Below are 20,194 nucleotides of genomic sequence, written 5' to 3'. Positions count from 1 at the left end.
CTCAGGACAGGTCGAGGCCGGCGATCCGCCGGGCCCCGGTGAAGACTTCGAAACCATCGGCGCGGGCAACCGCAACCAGGGTGATGCCGGCCGCCTCGGCCGTGCGGATCGCCAGCGCCGTCGGTGCCGAGACCGCGATCATCACCGTGATCCCGGCCATCGCCACCTTCTGCACCATCTCGATCGAGACCCGGCTGGTGATCACCGCCACGCCCTCGGCCGCGGGCAGGCCGCCCAGCGCCAGTGCGCCCGCCAGTTTGTCGAGCGCATTGTGCCGGCCGACATCCTCGCGCACCAGCGCCATGCCGCGGTCGGGATGCCACCAGCCGGCGGCATGCATCGCCCGGCTTTCCCGCCCCCAGATCTGATGCGGCCCCAGCGCGTCCAGCGCCGCCAGCACCTGATCGGGCGTCAGCCGCAGCCCCGCCCCCACCGTTCTGGGCGGCCGCATGGCGCCGGCCAGGCTGTCGATGCCGCAAAGCCCGCAGCCGCTCGGCCCCGCGACATGGCGGCGCCGTTCGATCAGCCCGGCGGCGCGGTCGGCATCCAGACGGATGCGCAGATCGATGCCGTCCTCCAGCACCGCCACCCGGATCTCCTCGATCTGGCCGGGATGCTCGACGATCACCTCGTTCAGGCTGAAGCCGACGGCCAGATCTTCCAGATCGGCCGGGCTCGCCATCATCACCGCATGGGTGCTCTGGTTGTAGGTGAAGGCGACCGCCACCTCGTCGGGAATGGTACGCGCCCGCCTGCTGGCATTGCCTTCGTGCCAGAAGGCGGGCGTCACCCGGGCCAGCGGCCGCTGGTCCTCGTCACTCCGCTGCATCGACCACGATGCGCCGGCTCTGACGGCCGAAATCGTCATAGCGTGCCTGCCAGTCGGTGGGGCCGTTGGAGGGCGAGACCTGGACCGCGGTCACCTTGTATTCCGGGCAGTTGGTCGCCCAGTCGGAATAGTCGGTGGTCACCACATTGGCCTGGGTCATCGGGTGATGGAAGGTGGTGTAGACCACGCCCGGCGCCACCCGGTCGGTGATCAGCGCCTTGAGCGCGGTGGCGCCGGCGCGGCTCTGCAGCTTCACCAGATCGCCGTCGCGGATGCCGCGTTCCTCGGCATCATGGGGGTGGATCTCAAGCAGATCCTCTTCATGCCAGCGCACATTCTCGGTCCGCCGGGTCTGGGCGCCCACATTGTACTGGCTGAGGATCCGGCCGGTGGTCAGCAGCAGCGGGAAGCGCGGCCCGGTCTTCTCGTCGGTCGGCACATATTCGGTGATCATGAACCGGCCCTGGCCGCGCACGAAACCGTCGACATGCATCACCGGCGTGCCCTGGGGCGCCTTCTCGTTGCACGGCCACTGGATCGAGCCCAACGCGTCGAGCCGGTCGTAAGAGACGCCGGCAAAGGTCGGCGTCACCCGCGCGATCTCGTCCATGATCTCGGACGGGTGGCTGTAATCCATGCGGAAGCCCATGGCATGGGCGATGTCGAGCGTGATCTCCCAATCGGCCTTGCCCGAGCGCGACGACATCACCTTGCGCACCCGCTGAATGCGGCGCTCGGCATTGGTGAAGGTGCCGTCCTTCTCAAGGAAGGTAGAGCCGGGCAGGAAGACATGGGCGTAATTGGCGGTCTCGTTCAGGAACAGGTCCTGGATCACCACGCATTCCATCGCCGCCAGCCCGGCCGCGACATGGGCGGTGTTGGGGTCGGATTGCAGGATGTCTTCGCCCTGGACATAGAGCCCCTTGAAGCTGCCGCCGACGGCGGCATCGAGCATGTTCGGAATCCTGAGGCCCGGCTCGTGATCCAGCTCCACGCCCCAGAGTTCCTCGAACATCTGGCGGGTGGCATCATCCGCGACATGGCGGTAGCCCGACAGCTCGTGCGGGAACGAGCCCATATCGCAGGCGCCCTGGACGTTGTTCTGGCCGCGCAGCGGGTTCACGCCCACGCCCGGCCGGCCGATATTGCCGGTGGCCATGGCAAGATTGGCGATCGCCATCACCGTGGTCGAGCCCTGGCTGTGCTCGGTGACGCCCAGTCCGTAATAGATCGCGGCATTGCCGCCGGTGGCATAGAGCCGGGCGGCCTTGCGGATCTCCTCGGGATCGACGCCGGTATACTGCGCCACGGCTTCGGGCGCATTGGCCGGGTCGGCGACGAATTCCGCCCAGGCGCCGAAGCTTTCCATGTCGCAGCGCGCGCGCACGAAAGCCTCGTCGACCAGGCCTTCGGTGACGACGACATGGGCGAGTGCCGTCAGCACCGCGACATTGGTGCCCGGGCGCAGCGGCAGGTGATGGGCAGCCGCCACATGGGGGGTGCGCACCAGATCGATCCGGCGCGGATCGACCACGATCAGCTTCGCGCCCTGGCGCAGCCGCTTCTTCAGCCGCGACCCGAAGACCGGATGGCCGTCGGTCGGGTTGGCGCCGATCACCATCACCACATTCGACTGTTCGACCGAATCGAAATCCTGGGTACCGGCCGAGGTGCCGAAGGCGGTCTTCAGCCCATAGCCGGTCGGCGAATGACAGACCCGGGCGCAGGTATCGACATTGTTGTTGCCGAAGCCGGCGCGGATCAGCTTCTGAACCAGGAAGGTCTCTTCATTGGTGCAGCGCGACGAGGTGATGCCGCCGATCGCGGTGCGGCCGTATTTGGCCTGAATGCGGCGGAATTCGCGGGCGACATGGCCGATCGCCTCGTCCCACGACACCTCGCGCCAGGGGTCGGTGATCCGCTCGCGCACCATCGGCTTCAGGATGCGCTCGCGATGGGTGGCATAGCCCCAGGCGAAGCGGCCCTTGACGCAGGAATGGCCGCGATTGGCCTTGCCGTCCTTGTAGGGCAGCATGCGCACCAGCTCTTCGCCGCGCATCTCGGCCTTGAAGGTGCAGCCCACCCCGCAATAGGCGCAGGTGGTGACGACCGAGCGTTCGGGCTGGCCGATCTCGATCACCGTGGTCTCGGTCAGCGTCGCCGTCGGGCAGGCCTGGACGCAGGCGCCGCACGACACGCATTCGCTGTCGAAGAAGGCCTCGCCCTGGCCGGCCGCGACGCGTGAGCCGAAGCCGCGCCCTTCGATGGTCAGCGCGAAAGTGCCCTGCACCTCTTCGCAGGCCCTGACACAGCGCGAGCAGACGATGCATTTCGACGGATCATAGGTGAAATAGGGCGTCGAGGTATCTTTCTCGGCCACCAGATGGTTGGCGCCGTCATAGCCGTAGCGCACGTCGCGCAGGCCAACCGCACCCGCCATGTCCTGCAATTCGCAATCGCCATTGGCGGCACAGGTCAGGCAGTCGAGCGGGTGGTCGGAAATATAGAGTTCCATCACCCCGCGGCGCAGCTTCTGCAGGCGCGGCGTCTGGGTATGGACCACCATGCCGTCGGCCACCGGCGTGGTGCACGAGGCGGGCGTGCCGTTGCGGCCCTCCACCTCCACCAGGCACAGCCGGCACGACCCGAAGGCATCGAGCATGTCGGTGGCGCAGAGCTTGGGGATGGCGCCCCCGGCCTCGGTCGCCGCCCGCATGATCGAGGTGCCCTCGGGCACCTCCACCTCGCGGCCGTCGATGGTCAGCCGCACCATGGCGGTGGCGTGCGAGGCCGGGGTGCCGTAATCGGTTTCGTGGATCAGCGACATGTCCGGTCTCCTCATTCGGCCGCGGCGGCGGACCCGGTCGCGCCCGCACCGAAATCCTCGGGAAAATGATCGAGCGCGCTCAGCACCGGATAGGGGGCGAAACCGCCCAGCGCGCACAACGATCCGAACTTCATGGTCTCGCAGAGGTCGCGCAGCAGGGTGATCTGTTTCGGATCCCCCGCCCCGATCCGGTCGATCACCTCCACCCCGCGGGTGGAGCCGATCCGGCAGGGCGTGCATTTGCCGCAGCTTTCGATCGCGCAGAATTCCATCGCGAACCGCGCCTGGGCGCGCAGGTCGACGGTGTCGTCGAACACCACCACCCCGCCATGGCCGATCAGCCCGCCGGCCGCCGCGAAGGCTTCGTAGTCGAAGGGGGTGTCGAACAAGGCGCGGGGGAAATAGGCCCCCAGCGGCCCGCCCACCTGCACCGCCCGCACCGGCCGGCCGCTGGCGGTGCCGCCGCCGATCTCGTCGACCAGTTCGCCCAGGGGGACGCCGAAGGCGGTCTCGTAAAGCCCGCCGAAGCGGATATTGCCGGCCAGCTGGATCGGCATGGTGCCGCGCGACCGCCCCATGCCGAAATCGCGATAGGCCCCCGCCCCCTCGGCCAGGATGAAGGGCACGCTGGCGAGCGAGATGACGTTGTTGATCACCGTCGGCCGGCCGAACAGGCCCTGATGCGCCGGCAGCGGCGGCTTGGCGCGGACCTGGCCGCGCTTGCCCTCGATGCTGTCGAGCAGCGCGGTTTCCTCGCCACAGACATAGGCGCCGGCGCCCATGCGCAGCTCGATGTCGAAATCATGGGCCGAGCCGCCGATGCGCGCGCCCAGAAGCCCGGCCCGGCGCGCCTCGTCCAGCGCCAGGGCAAAGGCCGCCGCGGCATGCGGATATTCCGAGCGCAGATAGACATAGCCGCGGCTGGCGCCGACGGCGATGCCGGCGATGACCATGCCCTCGATCAGCACGAAGGGGTCGCCCTCCATGATCATCCGGTCGGCATAGGTACCGCTGTCGCCCTCGTCGGCATTGCAGACGATGTATTTCTGCAGCGCCTTTGCAGCCGCGACCGTGCGCCATTTAACGCCGGTCGGGAAACCCGCCCCGCCGCGGCCGCGCAGGCCCGACTGCACCACCTCCTCGACGATGCCCTCAGGGCCCAACTCCAGCGCGCGTTCAAGCCCGGCCCAGCCGCCATGGGCGCGATAATCCTCGACCGATGCCGGATCGACGATGCCTGTGCGTGCGAAGGTCAACCGGGTCTGACGGGCCAGGAAGGGGATCGCGGCGGGGGCACCGAGCCGCAGCGGATGGGCCCCCCCCTCGAAGAGACCGGCCGCGACCAGCCCCTCGACATCGGATGCCTCCACCGGGCCATAGGCGATGCGGCCCCCAGGGGTCGCCACCTCGACCATCGGCTCCAGCCAGAACAGACCGCGAGAGCCGGTGCGCACCAGATTGAGATCCCGCCCGGCTGCGCGGGCAAGACGGGTGAGTTCGGCCGCGACCTCGTCGGCGCCAAGCGCCAGCGCGGCGGCATCCTTGGGCAGGTAGATCGTCACGCTCATCGCACCGCCTCGTCGATCAGGCGTTCGAGCCGGGGCCCGCCCAGCCTTGCGCCGAGCCGTCGGCCGCCCTCGACACCCGGGCCTTCCAGCATCGCCGACGGCGCCGTGGCGCAGAGGCCCAGGCAATAGACCGCCTCCACCGCCAGCGCCCCGTCGGCCGAGGTTTCGCCGCAGGCAAGGCCGGTCCGCTCCGCCACCCGGCGGGCCACCTGGTCGGCACCGGCGGCCTGGCAGGCCTCGGCCCGGCAGAGCTTCAGCACCCGGGGTGCCACCGGTGTTTCGTGGAAATCATGATAGAAGCTGACCACGCCGTGAACATCGGCCCGGGTCAGGTTCAGCGCCTCGGCAATCATCGGCACCGCCTCGGCCGGCACATGGCCGAAGCTCGCCTGGATCTCGTGCAGGATCGGCAGCAGGGCCGTCCGGCCCTCCGCCGCCATATCACCGATGATCAGGGCGCCCTTTTCGGGCGTCCAGCTGTCGTATCGCGTCATTCCCCGGCCCGTTTTCTGGTTGTCCTGGGCGAAAGTCCTCTAGGTGAGGATGGCCCCCGGCCGGCGCCGCATCAATATCGCGTTTCCGTTACACGATCAGCTTTTCCTATCGTCGTGATCGGGGTTGAGGCATCGACGCGCTGTCGGCGGCCACCAGACGGCGGGCTTCTGCGACCAGGGCCGCGGTCAGCGGCATCATCGGCTCACGCTGGGGTACGACCAGCCCGACCTGGTGAGAAACATCCGGATCGACCAGCGGCACGGCATTGATCCGGCCGTCGCCCACCAGACCCAGCGCCTCGGCCAGCCCCACCGGCATGATCGTGGACCAGCGGGTGGTGCGGATATGGGCCGAGAGCACCGAGACCGAATTGGATTCGAGCAGCGGCGCCGCATCGCCGCCGGCGGCCGCCAGCATGCCGTCGATGATCCGGCGGTTCTGCATGTCGCGGCTGAGAAGGCAGAGCGGCAGCCCGGCCGCTTCGGCCCAGGCGATGGAGGCGCGGCCGCCCTCGGGGCTGTCGGCGGCGGTCAGCAGGTGATAGCGCTCGCGATAGAGCGGCACCGTGCCCACCCGCCCCAGCGGCTCGTTGTCCAGATAGGTGATGCCGGCCTCGGCGGCCAGATCGTCGACCAGCTGCAGCACCTCGGTGGAGGTGCAGGTGCGGATGGCGAAACGCACCTCGGGGTTGCGGATGCGGAAGCCGGTGGTCAGGCGCGGGGTGATGCCCAGCGCCGTCGGGATCACCGCGATCCGGAGCGTGCCCGACAGGCCGCGCTTCAGCGCATCGATTTCCTGCCGCATCGAGCGTGCATCGCCGACGATGCGTCGCGCCCAGTCCAGCACCCGTTCGCCTTCGGGCGTGAAGCCGCGAAAGCGCGAGCCGCGCTGGACCAGCATGGTGCCGAGCAGGTCTTCCAACGCCTTCACCCCGGCGGAAAGCGTCGGCTGCGACACGCCGCAGGCCTGGGCGGCGCGGCCGAAATGGCGTTCGCGGGACAGGGCCAGCAGAAACTCCAGCCGGTCGATCAAGGGGCAGCTCCTCGGCAGACGGGAGAAACATGCAGTGATAACGCCCCGATCCGAGGCTGCCAATCCCGGGACCGTATCATCGCGCCAGACGTGCGCAAGTTTTGGATCGACAAAACCATCAGGTATATGTACCAGTGGTTGTGTATGCAGACCCGCGCCACGATCAAAGGGTTCTGCACGATCGGCAGCAGCCAGCGACGGGGCAAGCCATGGACACCACCGAGAACGGCATCGTTCACATCCGCCAGCCCGCCACCGCACCTCAGCCGCGACGGGTGATGGTCTTCGATACCACACTGCGCGACGGCGAGCAGGCGCCGGGCAACGTGATGTCGGCCGAGCAGAAGGTGGCGATGTTCCGCCGGCTGGATGCGCTGGGCCTCGATCTGGTCGAAGGCGGTTTTCCGGCCTCGTCGGGCGAGGATTTCGAAGCCTTCCGCGAAATGGCCCAGGGCCCGCGGGCAAGCAAGATCTGCGCCTTCTGCCGGGCCGCCGAACGCGACATCGACATCATCGCCGAGGGGCTGGGCTCCAGCGGCAATGCCCAGATCGAGATCCTGCTGGTCGGCTCGGAAATCCATCTGGAGCACAAGCGCCGGATCACCGCCGAAGAGGCGATCGAGGAGGCGGTGCGCAGCGTGCGCCACGCGGCCTCTCTGGGGTTCGACGACATCGCCGTCGCCCCGGAAGACGCCACCCGGGGCTCCCTGCCCTTCCTGGAGCGCCTGCTCAAGGCCTCGGTCGAAGCAGGCGCGCGCACGGTTGCGATCCCCGATACGGTCGGCTGTGCCCTGCCCCATGAATTCGCCGCCCTGGTCCGCGCCATGCGGTCCTGGGTCGGTCCGGACGTGATCCTCTCGGCCCATTGCCACGACGATATGGGGCTGGCGCTCGCCAACACGCTGGCGGCGCTGGAAGCCGGCGCCGACAGCTTCCAGGCGACGCTTTGCGGCATCGGCGAGCGGGCCGGCAATACCGCGCTCGAAGAGGCGATCGCCCAGCTGCGGCTCAACGGTCCGCGCATGGGGCTTGCGACCGATGTGGCGCTGGAGCCGGTGATCGAAGCCGCCCATGCCCTGCGCGAGATGATCCGCCTGCCGCTGATGCCGACCAAGCCGCTGCTCGGCACCGAGGCCCGCACCGTCACCGCCCCCACCCATCTCGGTTGGGCGCGCACGGCCGAGGCCTGGCCGGTGCGGCCGGTGGCGGCGCTCCGCCCCAATGCGGTCATGGTCGGCGGCACACCGCGCAACGCCATCACCCGCCGTCTCGCCGAGGCCGGGGTGGTGATCGACATCGACAAGATCGATGCGGTCTGCGACCGGCTGGCGGCCGATCCGACCCCCGACCGCTTCAACGATCATGGCGCGCTGGTCGCCCTCTATCGCGAAGTGGCCGACAGCGGCACCGGCCTGCCCGGCTGAGCTGCCGCAGGCCGCGAAGCATCGTCTTCCCTGTCCCGCAGGGCCTCCCGGCCCCTTCTGCTCCCGGCGGTCATCATCGCCGGGAGCTTTTTTTCTGCCAAATTGACAAAGATTTTTTGTGTTTGAAGCCGGTTCCACAATGCGTGTCGTTTATATACAGTGCCGCAACGGGCCGGCACTGCCCCCTTCAAGACATGATCCGGGCCCGGCACCATCCAGGGAGCGAGACCAGATGACCCAGTACCGTCACCCCGAGACGGCCGTTCTGCATGCGGGCTATCGTGCGGACCCCACCACCGGCGCGGTGGCGGTGCCGATCTATCAGACGACCTCCTATCAGTTCGAAAGCACCGCGAAGGCCGCCAACCTGTTTGCGCTGTCGGAGCTGGGCAACATCTATACCCGGATCATGAACCCGACCACCGACGTGCTGGAGCAGCGCCTGGCCGCCCTCGAGGGCGGTGTGGCGGCGCTCGCCGTCTCGTCCGGTCAGGCGGCCTCGGCGCTGGCGATCCAGAACCTCGCCCAGGCAGGCGACAATGTCGTCTCGTCGACAGATCTTTACGGCGGCACCTGGAACCTGTTTGCCAACACGCTGCGCCAGCAGGGCATCGAGGTCCGCTTCGTCGACCCGTCCGACCCTGAGAATTTCCGCCGCGCCACCGACGACCGGACCCGCGCCTATTACGGCGAGACCCTGCCCAACCCCAAGCTTCGGGTGTTCCCGATCGCCGAGGTCGCAGAGATCGGCAAGTCCTTCGGCATCCCGCTGATCATCGACAACACCGCCGCCCCGATCATCGCCCGGCCGCTTGAACATGGCGCGGCCGTGGTGGTCTATTCCACCACCAAGTATATCGGCGGCCACGGCACCTCGATCGGCGGCATCATCATCGATGGCGGCACCTTCGACTGGGAGGCCTTCCCCGAGCGTCAGCCGCTGCTGAACACCCCCGATGCCAGCTATCACGGCGCGGTCTGGACCCAGGCGGTGAAGCCGCTCGGCCCCATCGCCTATATCATCAAGGCCCGCGTCACCCTGCTGCGCGACCTGGGTTGCGCCGCCTCGCCCTTCAACGCCTTCCAGACCATTCAGGGCCTGGAGACGCTGCCGCTGCGCATGCGCGAGCACAACAAGAACGCGACCCTGGTCGCCAAGTTCCTGTCGGAGCACCCGGCGGTGCTGACCGTCACCCATCCGAGTCTGGCCGAGGGTGAGGCGCGCGCCCGCGCCGATAAGTATCTGAAGGGCGGCTATGGCGCGCTGATCGGCTTCGAGATCAAGGGCGGCGCCGAGGCCGGCCGCGCCTTCATCGAGGCGCTGAAGCTGCTCTACCATGTCGCCAATATCGGCGATGCGCGCAGCCTGGCCATCCACCCGGCCACCACCACCCACAGCCAGCTGTCGGAAGAGGAGCAGAAGGCCTCGGGCGTGACCCCGGGCTATGTCCGCCTCTCGATCGGCATCGAGCATGTCGACGACATCATCGCCGACATCGAACAGGCGCTGGCGGCGGCGACGTCGGCCTGATCGGCCGGTCCCTGCGGAATGCCTGCGGCGGGCGCATGGTGAAAGCCATGCGCCCGCTGCCGTTTCGCAATCGGGCAGGATTGCCTGCGGTTTCCACATGGCTGCCGTGTTGTCGATCGGCAATTGACGTAAGCGTGGCGGTGTTTTAGGGTGCCCCTGTCGCGCCGATTTGAGCCACAGCTTGCGGGCGCGTTACAAATGCAGCTAAAGCGGAGGGGTCGGAAACCCGCGCGACGCTGTCACGCGGGTTTTTTCGTGTTTGGTCCGGCAGGTCTCCCGCAAGGGTGAGGCGGCCGGACGGGATCAGGGTTGCAGCCGCCCCCGTGGCCCCGATCCGACGGACAAGATGCAGGGACACCAGTCCAGATGCGGATTCTGAAGACATTGGGCGGCGCGGCCGCCATCCTCGGGCTCGTCGCCGCCGGTGCGGCGCAGGCCGAAGAGATCAAGATCGGCGTGACCCCCGGCCCCCATGCCCAGATCCTGGAGCAGGTGAAGCCGATCGCCGCCGCGAAGGGCCTCGATATCGACATCATCGAGTTCAGCGACTATGTCGTGCCGAACCAGGCGCTCGCCGCGGGCGATATCCAGGCGAACTCGTTCCAGCACCAGCCCTATCTCGACAACCAGAATGCCGATCGCGGCTATGGTCTGGTGTCGATCGCCAAGACCGTGGTCTTCCCGCTCGGCATCTATTCGAAGAAGATCAAGAGCCTGGCCGAACTGAAGGACGGCGATTCGGTCGCCATCCCGAACGACCCGACCAATGGCGGCCGCGCCCTGCTGCTGCTGCAGGCCCAGGGCGTGCTGAAGCTCCGCGAGGGGGCGGGTCTCAAGGCCACGCCGCTCGACATCGCAGAGAACCCCAAGAACCTGCGGATCATCGAACTCGACGCCGCCCAGCTGCCGCGCTCGCTGGACGACACCGCAGCCTCGGCCGTGAACACCAACTACGCCGTCGAGGCGGGGCTCGATCCGGTGAAGGACCCGATCGCGCGCGAGGCGGCCGAGTCGCCTTATGCCAACGTGATCGCCGTCCGCAAGGTCGATGCCGACGCCGCCTGGGCCAAGACCCTGGTCGAGGCCTATCACGACCAGAAGATCAAGGATTGGATCAACGAGCAGTACAAGGGCGCGCTCGTCGTCGCCTGGTGATCCGTCCCCAGATCTCGAAGAACGGGCCGCCCGGGGACATCCCCGGGCGGCCCGTTTGCATGTAGGGCTATGGTGTGGTGCTCAAGCCATCTCGTTGCGGGCGATGCCTGCCGCCTCCCAATAGCCCTCTTCCCAGGTGATGAAGGCCTGGGTGTCGGTTTCATAGGGGTTGTCGGTCGCGGTCTGGCCGTCCAGGAAGGCGATGAAGCCTTCCTGCAGCTCGCGGACCACCGGCGCCTTGCGCATCGGCGCGTCGCCGCCCTCGACCGGCGGCTCGATCGCGCCGTCCAGCCCCGCGGCCGGGTCGATCACCAGGCCGCAGCGCCGGGCCAGATGGGCACGAAATTCCGGGTAGCGCATCAATACGGTGTCGTCGAGCCCTTCCGGGTTCTCCTTCAGCGCCTCGCGCCCGCGATCGGTGATGCCGAGCAGGCCATCGCCGCCCCGCCGGATCAACCCGGAGACCAGCAGGCGCCGGAGATCGATGACCACGCGGCGGTCGAATTCGGCCCGCGCCGCCGGATCGCACAGTTCTGCCGCCTTGGGCGCGATGCGCGCCAGATCCTGCAGCAGACGCTCCCCCACCCGGTGCTTGTCGGCCGGCTGCATGGCCAGCATCCGGAGCGCGGTGAGCATGATCGTCGAACTCGGCGGGCGGACCTCGGTTTGGAAGGGCATGGGTGATGTCCTCGACTTTGGTGCTCGGACCGGCGCCGATACCGGCCCTCTTGGTTCAACATGTGGCGGCGACGCGCAATCGTCACAAGGTCGAAAAAAAGGGCTTTTCAAGCGCACGCCGACTGGCTATAAACCGCGCACCCACTGAGACACGGTGGGGCACGCGAGAGGCTACGGGGGTGTAGCTCAGTTGGTTAGAGCGCCGGCCTGTCACGCCGGAGGCCGCGGGTTCAAGTCCCGTCACTCCCGCCACTCGCTCGGATTTTGAAAGCGCCTGGTTCATCTCTGGATGGGCCGGGCGTTTTCCTTTTGCGGTATTTGCATCGGCCGGCAGGGCCGCGCGGAAGACTGGCGACCAGCGCCGGTTTGTCTGGGGCATAAATCTCTCTGCGCGCATTCGTTTTCAATTGAACAACCCTTGATGTTGACGGCTGTCGCCCCCCCTCCTAACCTTGACGGATCGCGGGCATCGACCCCGCGAGAGGGCATCAACCGCGACAGGGCACAAGGGGAGAGCCGCGGCAATGACCACGGTGCTGACCGATGAACTGATTCTGTGCGCCGCACCGCCCGGCGACCGGGATATCGATGCGGCCGGTTTCGCATCCATCTGGCTGGCGGCCGATGTCTATGCCCGCGGCCAGCGGTTGCTGGGCCGGTCGGCCCGGGTGCTGGTCGCGGCGGGTGATGCGCCGCGGCCGCGCAGCAGCCGGGACGGCAGCCTGCGGGACGGCATCGAAGAGGGCGGCCGCGCGGCCGCCACGCTGCGCCGCGCCGGGATCGGCATCGACGGCGTGCTCACCTTCCAGGGCGAAGGCCCGGGCGTGCTGCCGCTGCGCCGCCAGCAGGGCCGGCAACTGGGCGACAAGCCCATGCCGGTGCGCCTGACGGTCTTCGCCGGCCGTGATGCCCTCACTGCCCGCAGCCTGATCGAGGCGGTGGCCGAGATTCCGGATCTGGGGCCGATCACCGACACCCGGATCGTGGCGCCGCCGGCACTGACCGACCTGTCCGGCCGCAGCTTCGACCCCTCGACCGGCCGGGCGATCTTCCTGAACGACCTGCTCGACCGGGTCCCGGCCGAGGCACTGCGCTTCTATCTGGCGCTGATGTCGGAACCGCACGACGCCCGCGAGCTGTCGCTGGCCGATCTGGCCCGCACCCATAATCTGTTCCTGGTCCGTGACCTCGGCACCTCGCTCGGTGCCATCGCCAATCTGGACCCGGTGGCCGGCACCGCCCTGCCCCACGACCGGGCCGAGGACGACCTGATCACCGATTTCCGGGCCCGGCTGCATGCGGCACTCGATGGCCGCAGCTTCTCTCTGGCGGCGCTGGCCGGCGTGGTGCTGGGGCTGAACGGCCAGATGAAACAGGCTCGCCTTTACGGCACGCCCGAGCGGATCCCGCGGCTCGCCGGCCTGTTCCAGCTGTTTGCGCGCCCGGTGATGCCGGCCACCGCCGATGCGGTCGCAGGCTTCCTGGGGCTCGGCACCGGCTGGGGCGAGGCCTGGACCCGGGTCGGCGGCGAGATCCCGTCATGCAGCGCCCGCTTCGTGCGTGGCGCCGCCCCCGGTTTCGACACGGTCGACGAGGCGGATCTGGTCGCGCTGGAAAGCGGATCGGCCGCCGCCTGAGCGGAGCGGACGAACACATCAGCCTGAAACAAAAACGGCGGCCGCTTCACAGCGCCGCCGTTCGCATAAAGAGGGATTGGTACGTCAGTCGAACAGGCTGTCGATGTCGCTCTGCGACACGCGGGTGGCGTCGTCGACCGGGCCGTTGAGCAGCCGGGCATCGCCCTCGCGCTCCGCGGGCGGCGGCAGGGCCGCCACCTGATCATGGCCCACGATCTCCAGCAGTTCTTCCAGATGGGCGTCCACCTGTTGCAGCACCTTGCGCACCTTGGCGATGCGCTGGCCGGTCAGATCCTGGAAGCCGCAGGCCTCGTAGAGTGCGGTGATCGCCATGCCGGCATTGTCCAGCGCCGCACGGGCCTGGCTTTCCGGCGACAGCTCGGCGCTCACCGCATCGAGTGCGGTTTCGATCGCCTCGATCTGCGACAGGATCGCCTCGGTCGCGGCCTCGGTGCCCTCGACCACGCCCTCCAGCGCCTGGGTGGCAGAGGCCAGCGGGTCTTCACTCGCGGCCGGATGCCTCAGCACCGCCACCGCGCGCCTGATCCGATCGATGGGCGCGGCCTGCGGCATTTCCATGCCGACATCGCCCCAGTCGATATCATCGTCTGCAGGCTCGGTCTCGTCCGTCGCCATCCGTGCCCGTCTCCTGGCCGTCACGTCGTCCGGCCGGGGCCGGACCACTTCCCTCAGGCGCCGTCCAGGCACCCGCGGGCAAAGTTTAAGGCATTCACCCCGGGCGGGAAAGCATCCCCGACCGGCATTTTCGCAGTGCGGCAGAGACATGCGCCGCGTCGACGCTCAGAATGCAGGAGGGGCGGTAAAGAATGCGTCAACGCCTCCGCATACGACGCAGATATCGCAGCCCAGGGTCAGCTGGTGATGTTCGGCCGCCGGGCCTGATCACTCACCGAAAACACGCAGGAAATTTCCAGCGTAGAATGCGGCGCGCTGTGCCTCTGTGCAATCGGCCATGGTGGCATCGAAGGACGCAATCGGATCCCGGCCGCCTTCGATATGCGGATAATCGGTGGAGAATGCATAAAGCCGGCTGTCGGACGCCCGGATCATCGCCCCCACATCCTCGTGGTGATAGGGCGTGAACAGGCACTGGTCCAGAACCTGTTCCGAGGGCCGGCGGGCCGGCGCCCGGCCCGCGCCCCGGAAGATCTGCGCCGCCGCGGCATCCAGGCGCTGCATCATCTCCGGCACCCAGCCACCACCGAATTCGACGATGATGCAGTGAAGTGCGGGATAACGTTGCAGCACACCGTCGAAGATCAGCCGGCCGAGCAAGGCCTGGACGGGCTCCGAAGCAAATACGACCTGGTCCGACCGCGGCATGTCATCCCCTTCCAGCGTCTCGGGCGGGATCACCTCACCGATGCCGGTCATCCGGCGGGCAAGATCGAGGGGCGGCATGATATGGCAGGCAAGAACCAGTCCCGCCTCGGCCATGCGGGCCCAGACCGGTTCCAAACTCCGCGGACGCAAGGCATAGCCGGGCAGCCCCTGATGCGGCACCCAGACCGCATGCAACCCCAGGCGGATGATATGCTCGATCTCCTCCTGCGCCAGGGCCGGGTCGTCGATCGGCAGCAGCCCCACCCCCGTCAGCCGGTTATCGCCGCCGCAGAAGGCCGCCATCGCGCGATTGAGCGCCCGCGCCGCCCCATAGGTCAGGGCAGATCCCTGCTGATTGTAAAAGACCGGAACCACCGCGAAGGACGGAAACACCAACTGTCTGCGCAGCCCCAGAAGGTCGACCGCAAGACGCCGCTCCTGGCCATTGAAGGCGCCCAATGCGTTGTAGTCCTTGGGGCCCGCGAGAAGGTCCCCGCCATACGCCGTCAGCGCCGCGACCGTCTCCGCGGAATGGTGCCCGAGCGTGATCGCGTCCCCCACCATCGTCCGACGCCGGTCCGTATCCATCGCGATTCGCGGCAGGGCATCGCGAAGAACCGGATCGGCATGCTGCCGCAGGAAATCCGGCAGTTCCATGATGTGGCTGTCAGCATCGCAGATCAGCCGTGGCAGGCCATCGGTCATCTGCCGCCTCCCGTCATTGCCAGCAGTCGGGCCCGCATCTGGATGCGGAAGGCTTCCTGCAGCTCCGCGACCGTGAACCGATACCCGGCCGCACCGGCCGGGGCCAGCAGGCCGTCATAGTCCTCGGCCGCCACCTGCGGTCGCCGGCGTTCTGCCCCCAGAAAGGCCAGGGCGGCCCTGATACCCGATATCGACATATCAGCCCTCCCCTCTCATGAGCGGGCAGTTGCCGCAGCGAAGGCAAGCAGCACGCCGGCCGTGGTGAAAACGCGCCGGTCATCGGGCACGTCCAGAAAATCCGTATGGCCGTCCATCTGGTCAGGCCGCGGCCAGATCATATCGGCGCCGGTCATCCAGCTGCCGTCGCTCAATTGCCGGCGCAACAGCTCCGCCAGGATATCCCCGGCACGGGCCCGATCACCACCGGCAATCAGCACACGAGCGATCGCGGCGGCACAGAACGGGCTCTGCGCCGCCGGATCCTGCATCCTTGCCCAGGTGACCGCCCGATCGACAGCCGCCCCGTCGCCATGCGCCGCCAGTGCTTCGGCGGCGAGCGCCGTTGGATAAGCGGGGGTCCGCCACCAATAGGGCGTCCAGCTGCCATCCGCCTGCTGGCTCTGCCGCAGCAGCGGGATCAGCTGGTCGGGCAGGATCAGCGCGCAGTTTGCCATCACGCAGGCATGGGTGGTCCGCCAGCCGGCATCCACGACGGCGTCATCGGAGAACCGGATCGTGGTCCCGGTTCCGTAGGTCTGGAAGCCGTCATCGGTCAGATGGCCCCGCAGGAATTCCCGGGCCGCAGCGATGACCGGAGGGTTCTCCGGCGCCGACACGGCCATCAGGGCCTTGATGATCGAGGCGGTGGTATCGGTGTCGACCGGTGCGATCTCGTTATGTCCCCAGCCGCCACCGGGCTGCACGCGACCGCGCAGCACCTCCAGGGCCGCAGCAGCACCGGCCAGCGCCTCGTCCCCGCCGGTTTCAGCCAGCGCCAGGGCCGCAACGCCGGTGACCCAGTTGTTGCAGCCGCCATTGATGCGGTTGAAATCACCCCAGAGACCGTTCTGCTGGCGGGCGCGCAACAGAAAGCCCACCGCATCGGCCACGGCCTCAGCCGTGGATGGCCGCGGGTGGAAGGAGAGCCCCGCGGGCAACGTCACCTCGGCCGGCCGGCCATAACCGATCTGCCAGTGATGTTCGGCGGCGATATAGGCTTTGGCCTGCGCCACGCCATCCGCCGCAACCGCAAGCTTCAGGTGCGAGACATGACAGCGGACCATGGGCCAGGCGTCTCCGGGACCCCGGATCGTGGGCAGGATCCACGCCGCCGGCCAGGGGCATGCCGCATCGTCGACGGCGATGGTGGCCTCGATCTGCCCCAGGGCCGCACGTTTTTCGGCCGTGCACAGGCCGTCCCGGCACAGGTGATCCAAAATCCGGTCCCAGCGCCCCGACGGAAGCGGATGGTCGCAGAAGATTTCGAAACCGATCGAGGGCCGCAGCGCGCCGTCGACAAGATCGAGCCCCACCGTCACCCGGTCGGCCGCATCGACCAGCGCCGCGAAATGGCCCGAGACGGCCGCGACATCCCCCGGCCAGCCGAGCCGGCCCAGCAGCCCCGGCAGATCCGCCGGGCTGATGCCCCGATAGTTCACGCGGATCGCATTGCCGCGGCCGGACATCACGCCGATATGGCTGATCGAGACCGGCCCCGCCACGACATCGAACAGGGTGTCGGAGAGAGGCGCGTCCTGCGCCTGGCACAGCCGGGCCACCACCCTGCGCAGGGCATCGCGTCGGGCGGACCGGCTCTCCGCGGCTTCAAACCGCAGATCGCTGGCCAGAAACAGCGCCGGCAGATGTGGCCCTGCGCCATCGGTCGGCGCATCCCATTCCAGATAGAGCTGATCGAACCGGTCCTGCAGCCCGTCTTCCTCTGCCGCCCAGCTGCGCAGAAAGCCGGTCAGGCCACCCCCGGCCCAGGCACCACCCCCCTGGTCCAGATGGCGCCGCAGGATCTGCGGATCCTCCTCGCGCCGGGTGATCATCTGGTGCAGGTCCACGGCCGCGTCGACGCCCGCATCCCCGCCCCCCAAGCGGATTTCCAGCGCCAGACGCGGCACCGGCGGCAACTGCCATGCGGCATCCCGGATCGCCCGACGTCTGGCCGGCGCGACCAGCACATCGGCCAGCCGGTGCGACAGGATATCGAAGCAGCCGGCGGGCGACAGGCCGGGGATGGCGGGATCAGGCCGCAACGCAGCCGCCTTCGGCAAACCTGGCATCGACGACAGCCGCGGTGGTGATGAGCATGTCCAGCCGATCGGGAAGGCACACCCGACAGATTTCCGCCTGCCGCAGCAGGCCGCCGATCAGACGCATCGCATCCCGTGTCGGACGGGCCGACAGGTTCAGAGGGTCGGGGGTCAGATTGGCGACCAGCCCGGGCAGGGCCCGGGCGCCAGCCAGACGACGCCAATCCGCCGTCTCAAGATTGGGGCCGCGCGGGTCGAGCAGCAATACCGCCCGAATGGGGACCTCGGATGGCAGGGTGCCGGCGGCCGGGGCCGGCAGCACGAATTTGTTGCCGGCAGCCCTCGGATTGGTCCAGCGGGTTGCAAGCGTAGCCGGATCGAAGCCCAGCGCCCGGGCGGTGTCGGCATTGACCCGCGGCACCGTCCCGCCCGCCGTCGCAAGGCACTGTCCATTGCGTTCGACGATCCGCACCAGATCATCAGCGATCGGCTGCCAGCCTGCCAGGGTCAACGCCGCTGACAGGGTCGACTTGCCGGCCCCCTTCTGCCCCATGATCAGGATCGCCGCATCCTGCTTCACCAGGGCCGCCGCATGAAACGACACCAGCTCCAGGCGCGACAGCACGGTTCGCATCACGGGTTCAGTGAACAGGCCGTAGAGATCGGACCAGGCGAGCCCGGCCACGCTTTCAGACAGCACCAGCCGTCCATCGCCGGAGATCTGGAAGCGGCAGATCGGCATCCCCTCGGGGTCGCTGTAAACCTGCTCGATCCATATGGCCTCGTCCCATATGGCCTCGTCGTATCCGACGGCTACCGCGACGCCATAGGGCATATCGGGAACCGCCAGAGAGCCGACGGCCCTGTCCTGCCAGACGACATCCGCCGCGCCATCAACCGACCCGTCGGCTGCGCCTCCACCCATCGCTCTGTTGATGGCGACACACAGACCGCAGATCGTGGCGCGCATTCAGGAACCCCATGCCGATGTGAGCCTGCGTCGTGACGACATGAATGGCACCATCCCGCGCATAAGGCCACCAACGACGACAGACCACCCGGCCTGCTGCATCGATGATCAGGCCACCAAAAGGCGGTCACGCTTCCGCGATATCCATTCAGGATTGATAGGCACCGTCCGAGATGTTGCCATTGCCGCCCTGCGTCAGCGTCTCCACCGTGCCATGCTCTTTCAGCGCAGAGGGTTCAAACACAGCCCGACTCTTCTCCGGGCTCACGAGATCAGAGCGTTCATGCGACATTCAGGTACCCTCTCTTAACAACTGGATTTAATATAAACTCGACGCAGGCAGAAGGTAAAGTGTATATGTGAGTTCTGGTCAGGTATCCACTCCCAGGCGAAATACCTGAGCATTTCAAAACCCTGGAACAAAATATCATCATATGCCTGAAGACAGGAAAACTCTTGAATGCCGTTGATCTATCGTTTCACGCCGGACGTGCTGGAAGTCGAAGTCGAATCTGAAACCATGTTGCTCGACTATACATCGGGCAAATATTTCGGCCTGACCGGCGCCGTCAGCCGGCTGACGGCGCCGCTGCGGGACGGGGCATCCCTGGACGAGCTGGTGGCTCATGTGACCGATTACTACGACGTCACCGAGGCAGATGCCCGCGCCGATCTTGCACGCATCCTGGCCGATCTTCAGGCCGCCGGTCTTGTCGTGGCGGCCGAGGCCTGATCGTTGCCGGATCTGGGCATGACCCTGATCACTCGTCCAGAATCTCCTCGCGCTGTTCCTCATACTCGTCGGGGGTGATCGCGCCCTTGTCGTAGGCGCCCTTCATATCGGTCAGCGCCTCGCCCTTGGTGCGGCCGTCAACCGCGACCGAGTCGTCGCCCCCACCGCAGGCGGCAAGCCCGGTGGCGAGGCCCACAGCAAGGATGGCAGCCGCCAGCACCCGGACCGGGCTGCGCCCGGCGATGGTCTCGGGGGTGGTGAGGGGGGTGATTTCGGGCTCGCCGCGCATCATCGGGCTCCATTCTGGTTGGCTCATGAACCAGAACTGGGCAACCCTGCCCCTGCCCTCAACCGCTGCACGGTCTTGTCACCGCCTTGGCGCCGTGCCGTCACGGGGCGGCACCCTCTGCCCCCGAATGGACATGGAACCCGGGAAATCGTGACCGAAAACGACGAAGCCGCCGCTGCGAATGGCCCTGATCGGGCCGGCAGCGACGGCTTCGGAGAAGATGGTGCCCAGGGGCGGATTTGAACCACCGACACGCGGATTTTCAATCCGCTGCTCTACCAACTGAGCTACCTGGGCGTGTCCCGCTGCGGCGTCCGCCGCGGCGTGGGTCGGGTTATAGGGCAAAGCCGGACGGCTGTAAAGCGCCGTTTTCAGCGAAAATGAACATCCGATGACGATGGTTGATCCGTCAAGGGCTTGGCCCGGAACCACCCCCGCCAAAGGGCGTGGCCGCGCCTCAATGCTTCAGGCTGTCGGCCGACCACAGCTCGTTGTCGGCCTCTTCCGCCTGGGCGCCTGCCACGACGTAATTGCCGCTCAGCCAGCGGTTCAGATCGATATCGGCGCAGCGCTTGCAGCAGAACGGCCGATAGCGGGCCAGCTCCGGATCGGGCTTGCGCGGACGCCCGCAGACCGGGCAGCTGCCCTGGCCGGCAGTGCCCTCACCGGCAGCGGCCGGGGTGTCGTCATGGCTCATGGGATCGGTCCCCTCTTCCGGG

General features: G+C 67.7%; 20 protein-coding genes, 2 tRNA genes and 1 riboswitch. Of the genes, 7 read left to right on the top strand and 15 right to left on the bottom strand.

Going from position 1 to position 20,194, the window contains the following annotated elements:
* Position 1: 1 nt before the first annotated feature.
* The 5 genes from fdhD to CMO28_RS16880 all read right to left on the bottom strand — a co-directional run bounded on the left by fdhD (position 2) and on the right by CMO28_RS16880 (position 6,751).
* The gene (gene fdhD, locus CMO28_RS16900) at positions 2–829 is read right to left on the bottom strand and encodes a formate dehydrogenase accessory sulfurtransferase FdhD (RefSeq protein WP_296715428.1); all 828 of its coding nucleotides are present in this window, start codon (positions 827–829) and stop codon (positions 2–4) included.
* The gene (gene fdhF, locus CMO28_RS16895; protein WP_296715426.1) at positions 816–3,656 is read right to left on the bottom strand and encodes a formate dehydrogenase subunit alpha; all 2,841 of its coding nucleotides are present in this window, start codon (positions 3,654–3,656) and stop codon (positions 816–818) included. The genes fdhD and fdhF overlap by 14 nt, the downstream gene beginning before the upstream one ends.
* 11 nt (positions 3,657–3,667) lie before the next feature.
* The gene (locus CMO28_RS16890) at positions 3,668–5,224 is read right to left on the bottom strand and encodes a formate dehydrogenase beta subunit (protein ID WP_296715425.1); all 1,557 of its coding nucleotides are present in this window, start codon (positions 5,222–5,224) and stop codon (positions 3,668–3,670) included.
* Positions 5,221–5,718, bottom strand: a complete 498-nt coding sequence (locus CMO28_RS16885; protein WP_296715423.1) for an NAD(P)H-dependent oxidoreductase subunit E — start codon at positions 5,716–5,718, stop codon at positions 5,221–5,223. Before CMO28_RS16885 ends, CMO28_RS16890 begins: the two co-directional genes overlap by 4 nt.
* Before the next feature lie 106 nt (positions 5,719–5,824).
* Positions 5,825–6,751 (bottom strand): LysR family transcriptional regulator, encoded by a 927-nt coding sequence (locus tag CMO28_RS16880; RefSeq protein WP_296715422.1) that lies wholly within the window; start codon positions 6,749–6,751, stop codon positions 5,825–5,827.
* Between the two features lie 209 nt (positions 6,752–6,960).
* Here CMO28_RS16880 and CMO28_RS16875 point away from each other — a divergent pair, with 209 nt between their 5' ends.
* From CMO28_RS16875 to CMO28_RS16865, 3 genes are all read left to right on the top strand, one after another.
* Positions 6,961–8,175: a LeuA family protein gene (locus CMO28_RS16875; protein WP_296715420.1), complete on the top strand. Its 1,215-nt coding sequence runs from the start codon at positions 6,961–6,963 to the stop codon at positions 8,173–8,175.
* 232 nt (positions 8,176–8,407) lie between these two features.
* Complete coding sequence (locus tag CMO28_RS16870) at positions 8,408–9,706, top strand: O-acetylhomoserine aminocarboxypropyltransferase/cysteine synthase family protein (protein WP_014744534.1); 1,299 nt, start codon at positions 8,408–8,410, stop codon at positions 9,704–9,706.
* 151 nt (positions 9,707–9,857) lie between these two features.
* Positions 9,858–9,935: riboswitch (SAM riboswitch) on the top strand.
* Between the two features lie 146 nt (positions 9,936–10,081).
* Positions 10,082–10,861: a MetQ/NlpA family ABC transporter substrate-binding protein gene (locus tag CMO28_RS16865; protein WP_322111375.1), complete on the top strand. Its 780-nt coding sequence runs from the start codon at positions 10,082–10,084 to the stop codon at positions 10,859–10,861.
* An 81-nt stretch (positions 10,862–10,942) separates the two neighbouring features.
* Here the strand turns inward: CMO28_RS16865 and CMO28_RS16860 are convergent, their stop codons facing one another.
* A complete protein-coding gene (locus CMO28_RS16860) occupies positions 10,943–11,497 on the bottom strand; it encodes a hypothetical protein (protein ID WP_296715415.1) in 555 nt (184 codons plus the stop codon).
* Between CMO28_RS16860 and CMO28_RS16855 the strand changes: the two genes are divergently transcribed.
* The 3 genes from CMO28_RS16855 to CMO28_RS16845 all read left to right on the top strand — a co-directional run bounded on the left by CMO28_RS16855 (position 11,496) and on the right by CMO28_RS16845 (position 13,176).
* Entirely contained in the window at positions 11,496–11,687 is a 192-nt protein-coding gene (locus CMO28_RS16855) for a hypothetical protein (protein ID WP_296715414.1), read from the top strand. The two genes, CMO28_RS16860 and CMO28_RS16855, sit on opposite strands and share 2 nt — an antisense overlap.
* A 27-nt stretch (positions 11,688–11,714) precedes the next feature.
* Positions 11,715–11,791 (top strand) — tRNA-Asp (locus CMO28_RS16850).
* Positions 11,792–12,063: 272 nt separating this feature from the next.
* Complete coding sequence (locus CMO28_RS16845; protein WP_296715412.1) at positions 12,064–13,176, top strand: class I tRNA ligase family protein; 1,113 nt, start codon at positions 12,064–12,066, stop codon at positions 13,174–13,176.
* An 84-nt stretch (positions 13,177–13,260) separates the two neighbouring features.
* Here CMO28_RS16845 and CMO28_RS16840 read toward each other — a convergent pair whose 3' ends face one another.
* The 6 genes from CMO28_RS16840 to CMO28_RS16815 all read right to left on the bottom strand — a co-directional run bounded on the left by CMO28_RS16840 (position 13,261) and on the right by CMO28_RS16815 (position 18,745).
* A complete protein-coding gene (locus CMO28_RS16840) occupies positions 13,261–13,812 on the bottom strand; it encodes a protein phosphatase CheZ (protein WP_014744530.1) in 552 nt (183 codons plus the stop codon).
* Between the two features lie 267 nt (positions 13,813–14,079).
* The gene (locus tag CMO28_RS16835) at positions 14,080–15,225 is read right to left on the bottom strand and encodes an amidohydrolase family protein (RefSeq protein WP_296715411.1); all 1,146 of its coding nucleotides are present in this window, start codon (positions 15,223–15,225) and stop codon (positions 14,080–14,082) included.
* A complete protein-coding gene (locus CMO28_RS16830) occupies positions 15,222–15,422 on the bottom strand; it encodes a hypothetical protein (protein ID WP_296715409.1) in 201 nt (66 codons plus the stop codon). Before CMO28_RS16830 ends, CMO28_RS16835 begins: the two co-directional genes overlap by 4 nt.
* 15 nt (positions 15,423–15,437) lie before the next feature.
* Positions 15,438–17,486 (bottom strand): hypothetical protein, encoded by a 2,049-nt coding sequence (locus CMO28_RS16825; protein WP_296715408.1) that lies wholly within the window; start codon positions 17,484–17,486, stop codon positions 15,438–15,440.
* Positions 17,476–18,408, bottom strand: coding sequence for a hypothetical protein (locus tag CMO28_RS16820; RefSeq protein WP_296715406.1), 933 nt, complete (start codon positions 18,406–18,408; stop codon positions 17,476–17,478). Before CMO28_RS16820 ends, CMO28_RS16825 begins: the two co-directional genes overlap by 11 nt.
* A gap of 193 nt (positions 18,409–18,601) precedes the next feature.
* A complete protein-coding gene (locus CMO28_RS16815; RefSeq protein ID WP_296715405.1) occupies positions 18,602–18,745 on the bottom strand; it encodes a hypothetical protein in 144 nt (47 codons plus the stop codon).
* 168 nt (positions 18,746–18,913) lie between these two features.
* Here CMO28_RS16815 and CMO28_RS16810 point away from each other — a divergent pair, with 168 nt between their 5' ends.
* Entirely contained in the window at positions 18,914–19,186 is a 273-nt protein-coding gene (locus tag CMO28_RS16810; protein WP_296715403.1) for a PqqD family protein, read from the top strand.
* 28 nt (positions 19,187–19,214) lie between these two features.
* Here CMO28_RS16810 and CMO28_RS16805 read toward each other — a convergent pair whose 3' ends face one another.
* The 3 genes from CMO28_RS16805 to CMO28_RS16795 form a co-directional block, all read right to left on the bottom strand.
* Complete coding sequence (locus CMO28_RS16805; RefSeq protein WP_296715402.1) at positions 19,215–19,502, bottom strand: SHOCT domain-containing protein; 288 nt, start codon at positions 19,500–19,502, stop codon at positions 19,215–19,217.
* Positions 19,503–19,696: 194 nt separating this feature from the next.
* Positions 19,697–19,772: transfer RNA gene (locus CMO28_RS16800), tRNA-Phe, on the bottom strand.
* Between the two features lie 160 nt (positions 19,773–19,932).
* Complete coding sequence (locus CMO28_RS16795) at positions 19,933–20,172, bottom strand: DNA gyrase inhibitor YacG (protein WP_296715400.1); 240 nt, start codon at positions 20,170–20,172, stop codon at positions 19,933–19,935.
* Positions 20,173–20,194 lie beyond the last annotated feature (22 nt).

The sequence above is a fragment of the Tistrella sp. genome, assembly GCF_002684955.1.
In the GTDB taxonomy this organism is placed as follows: domain Bacteria; phylum Pseudomonadota; class Alphaproteobacteria; order Tistrellales; family Tistrellaceae; genus Tistrella; species Tistrella mobilis.
Note: the sequence above shows the minus strand (reverse complement) of the source record. Positions and strands in the feature narration are given on the sequence as shown.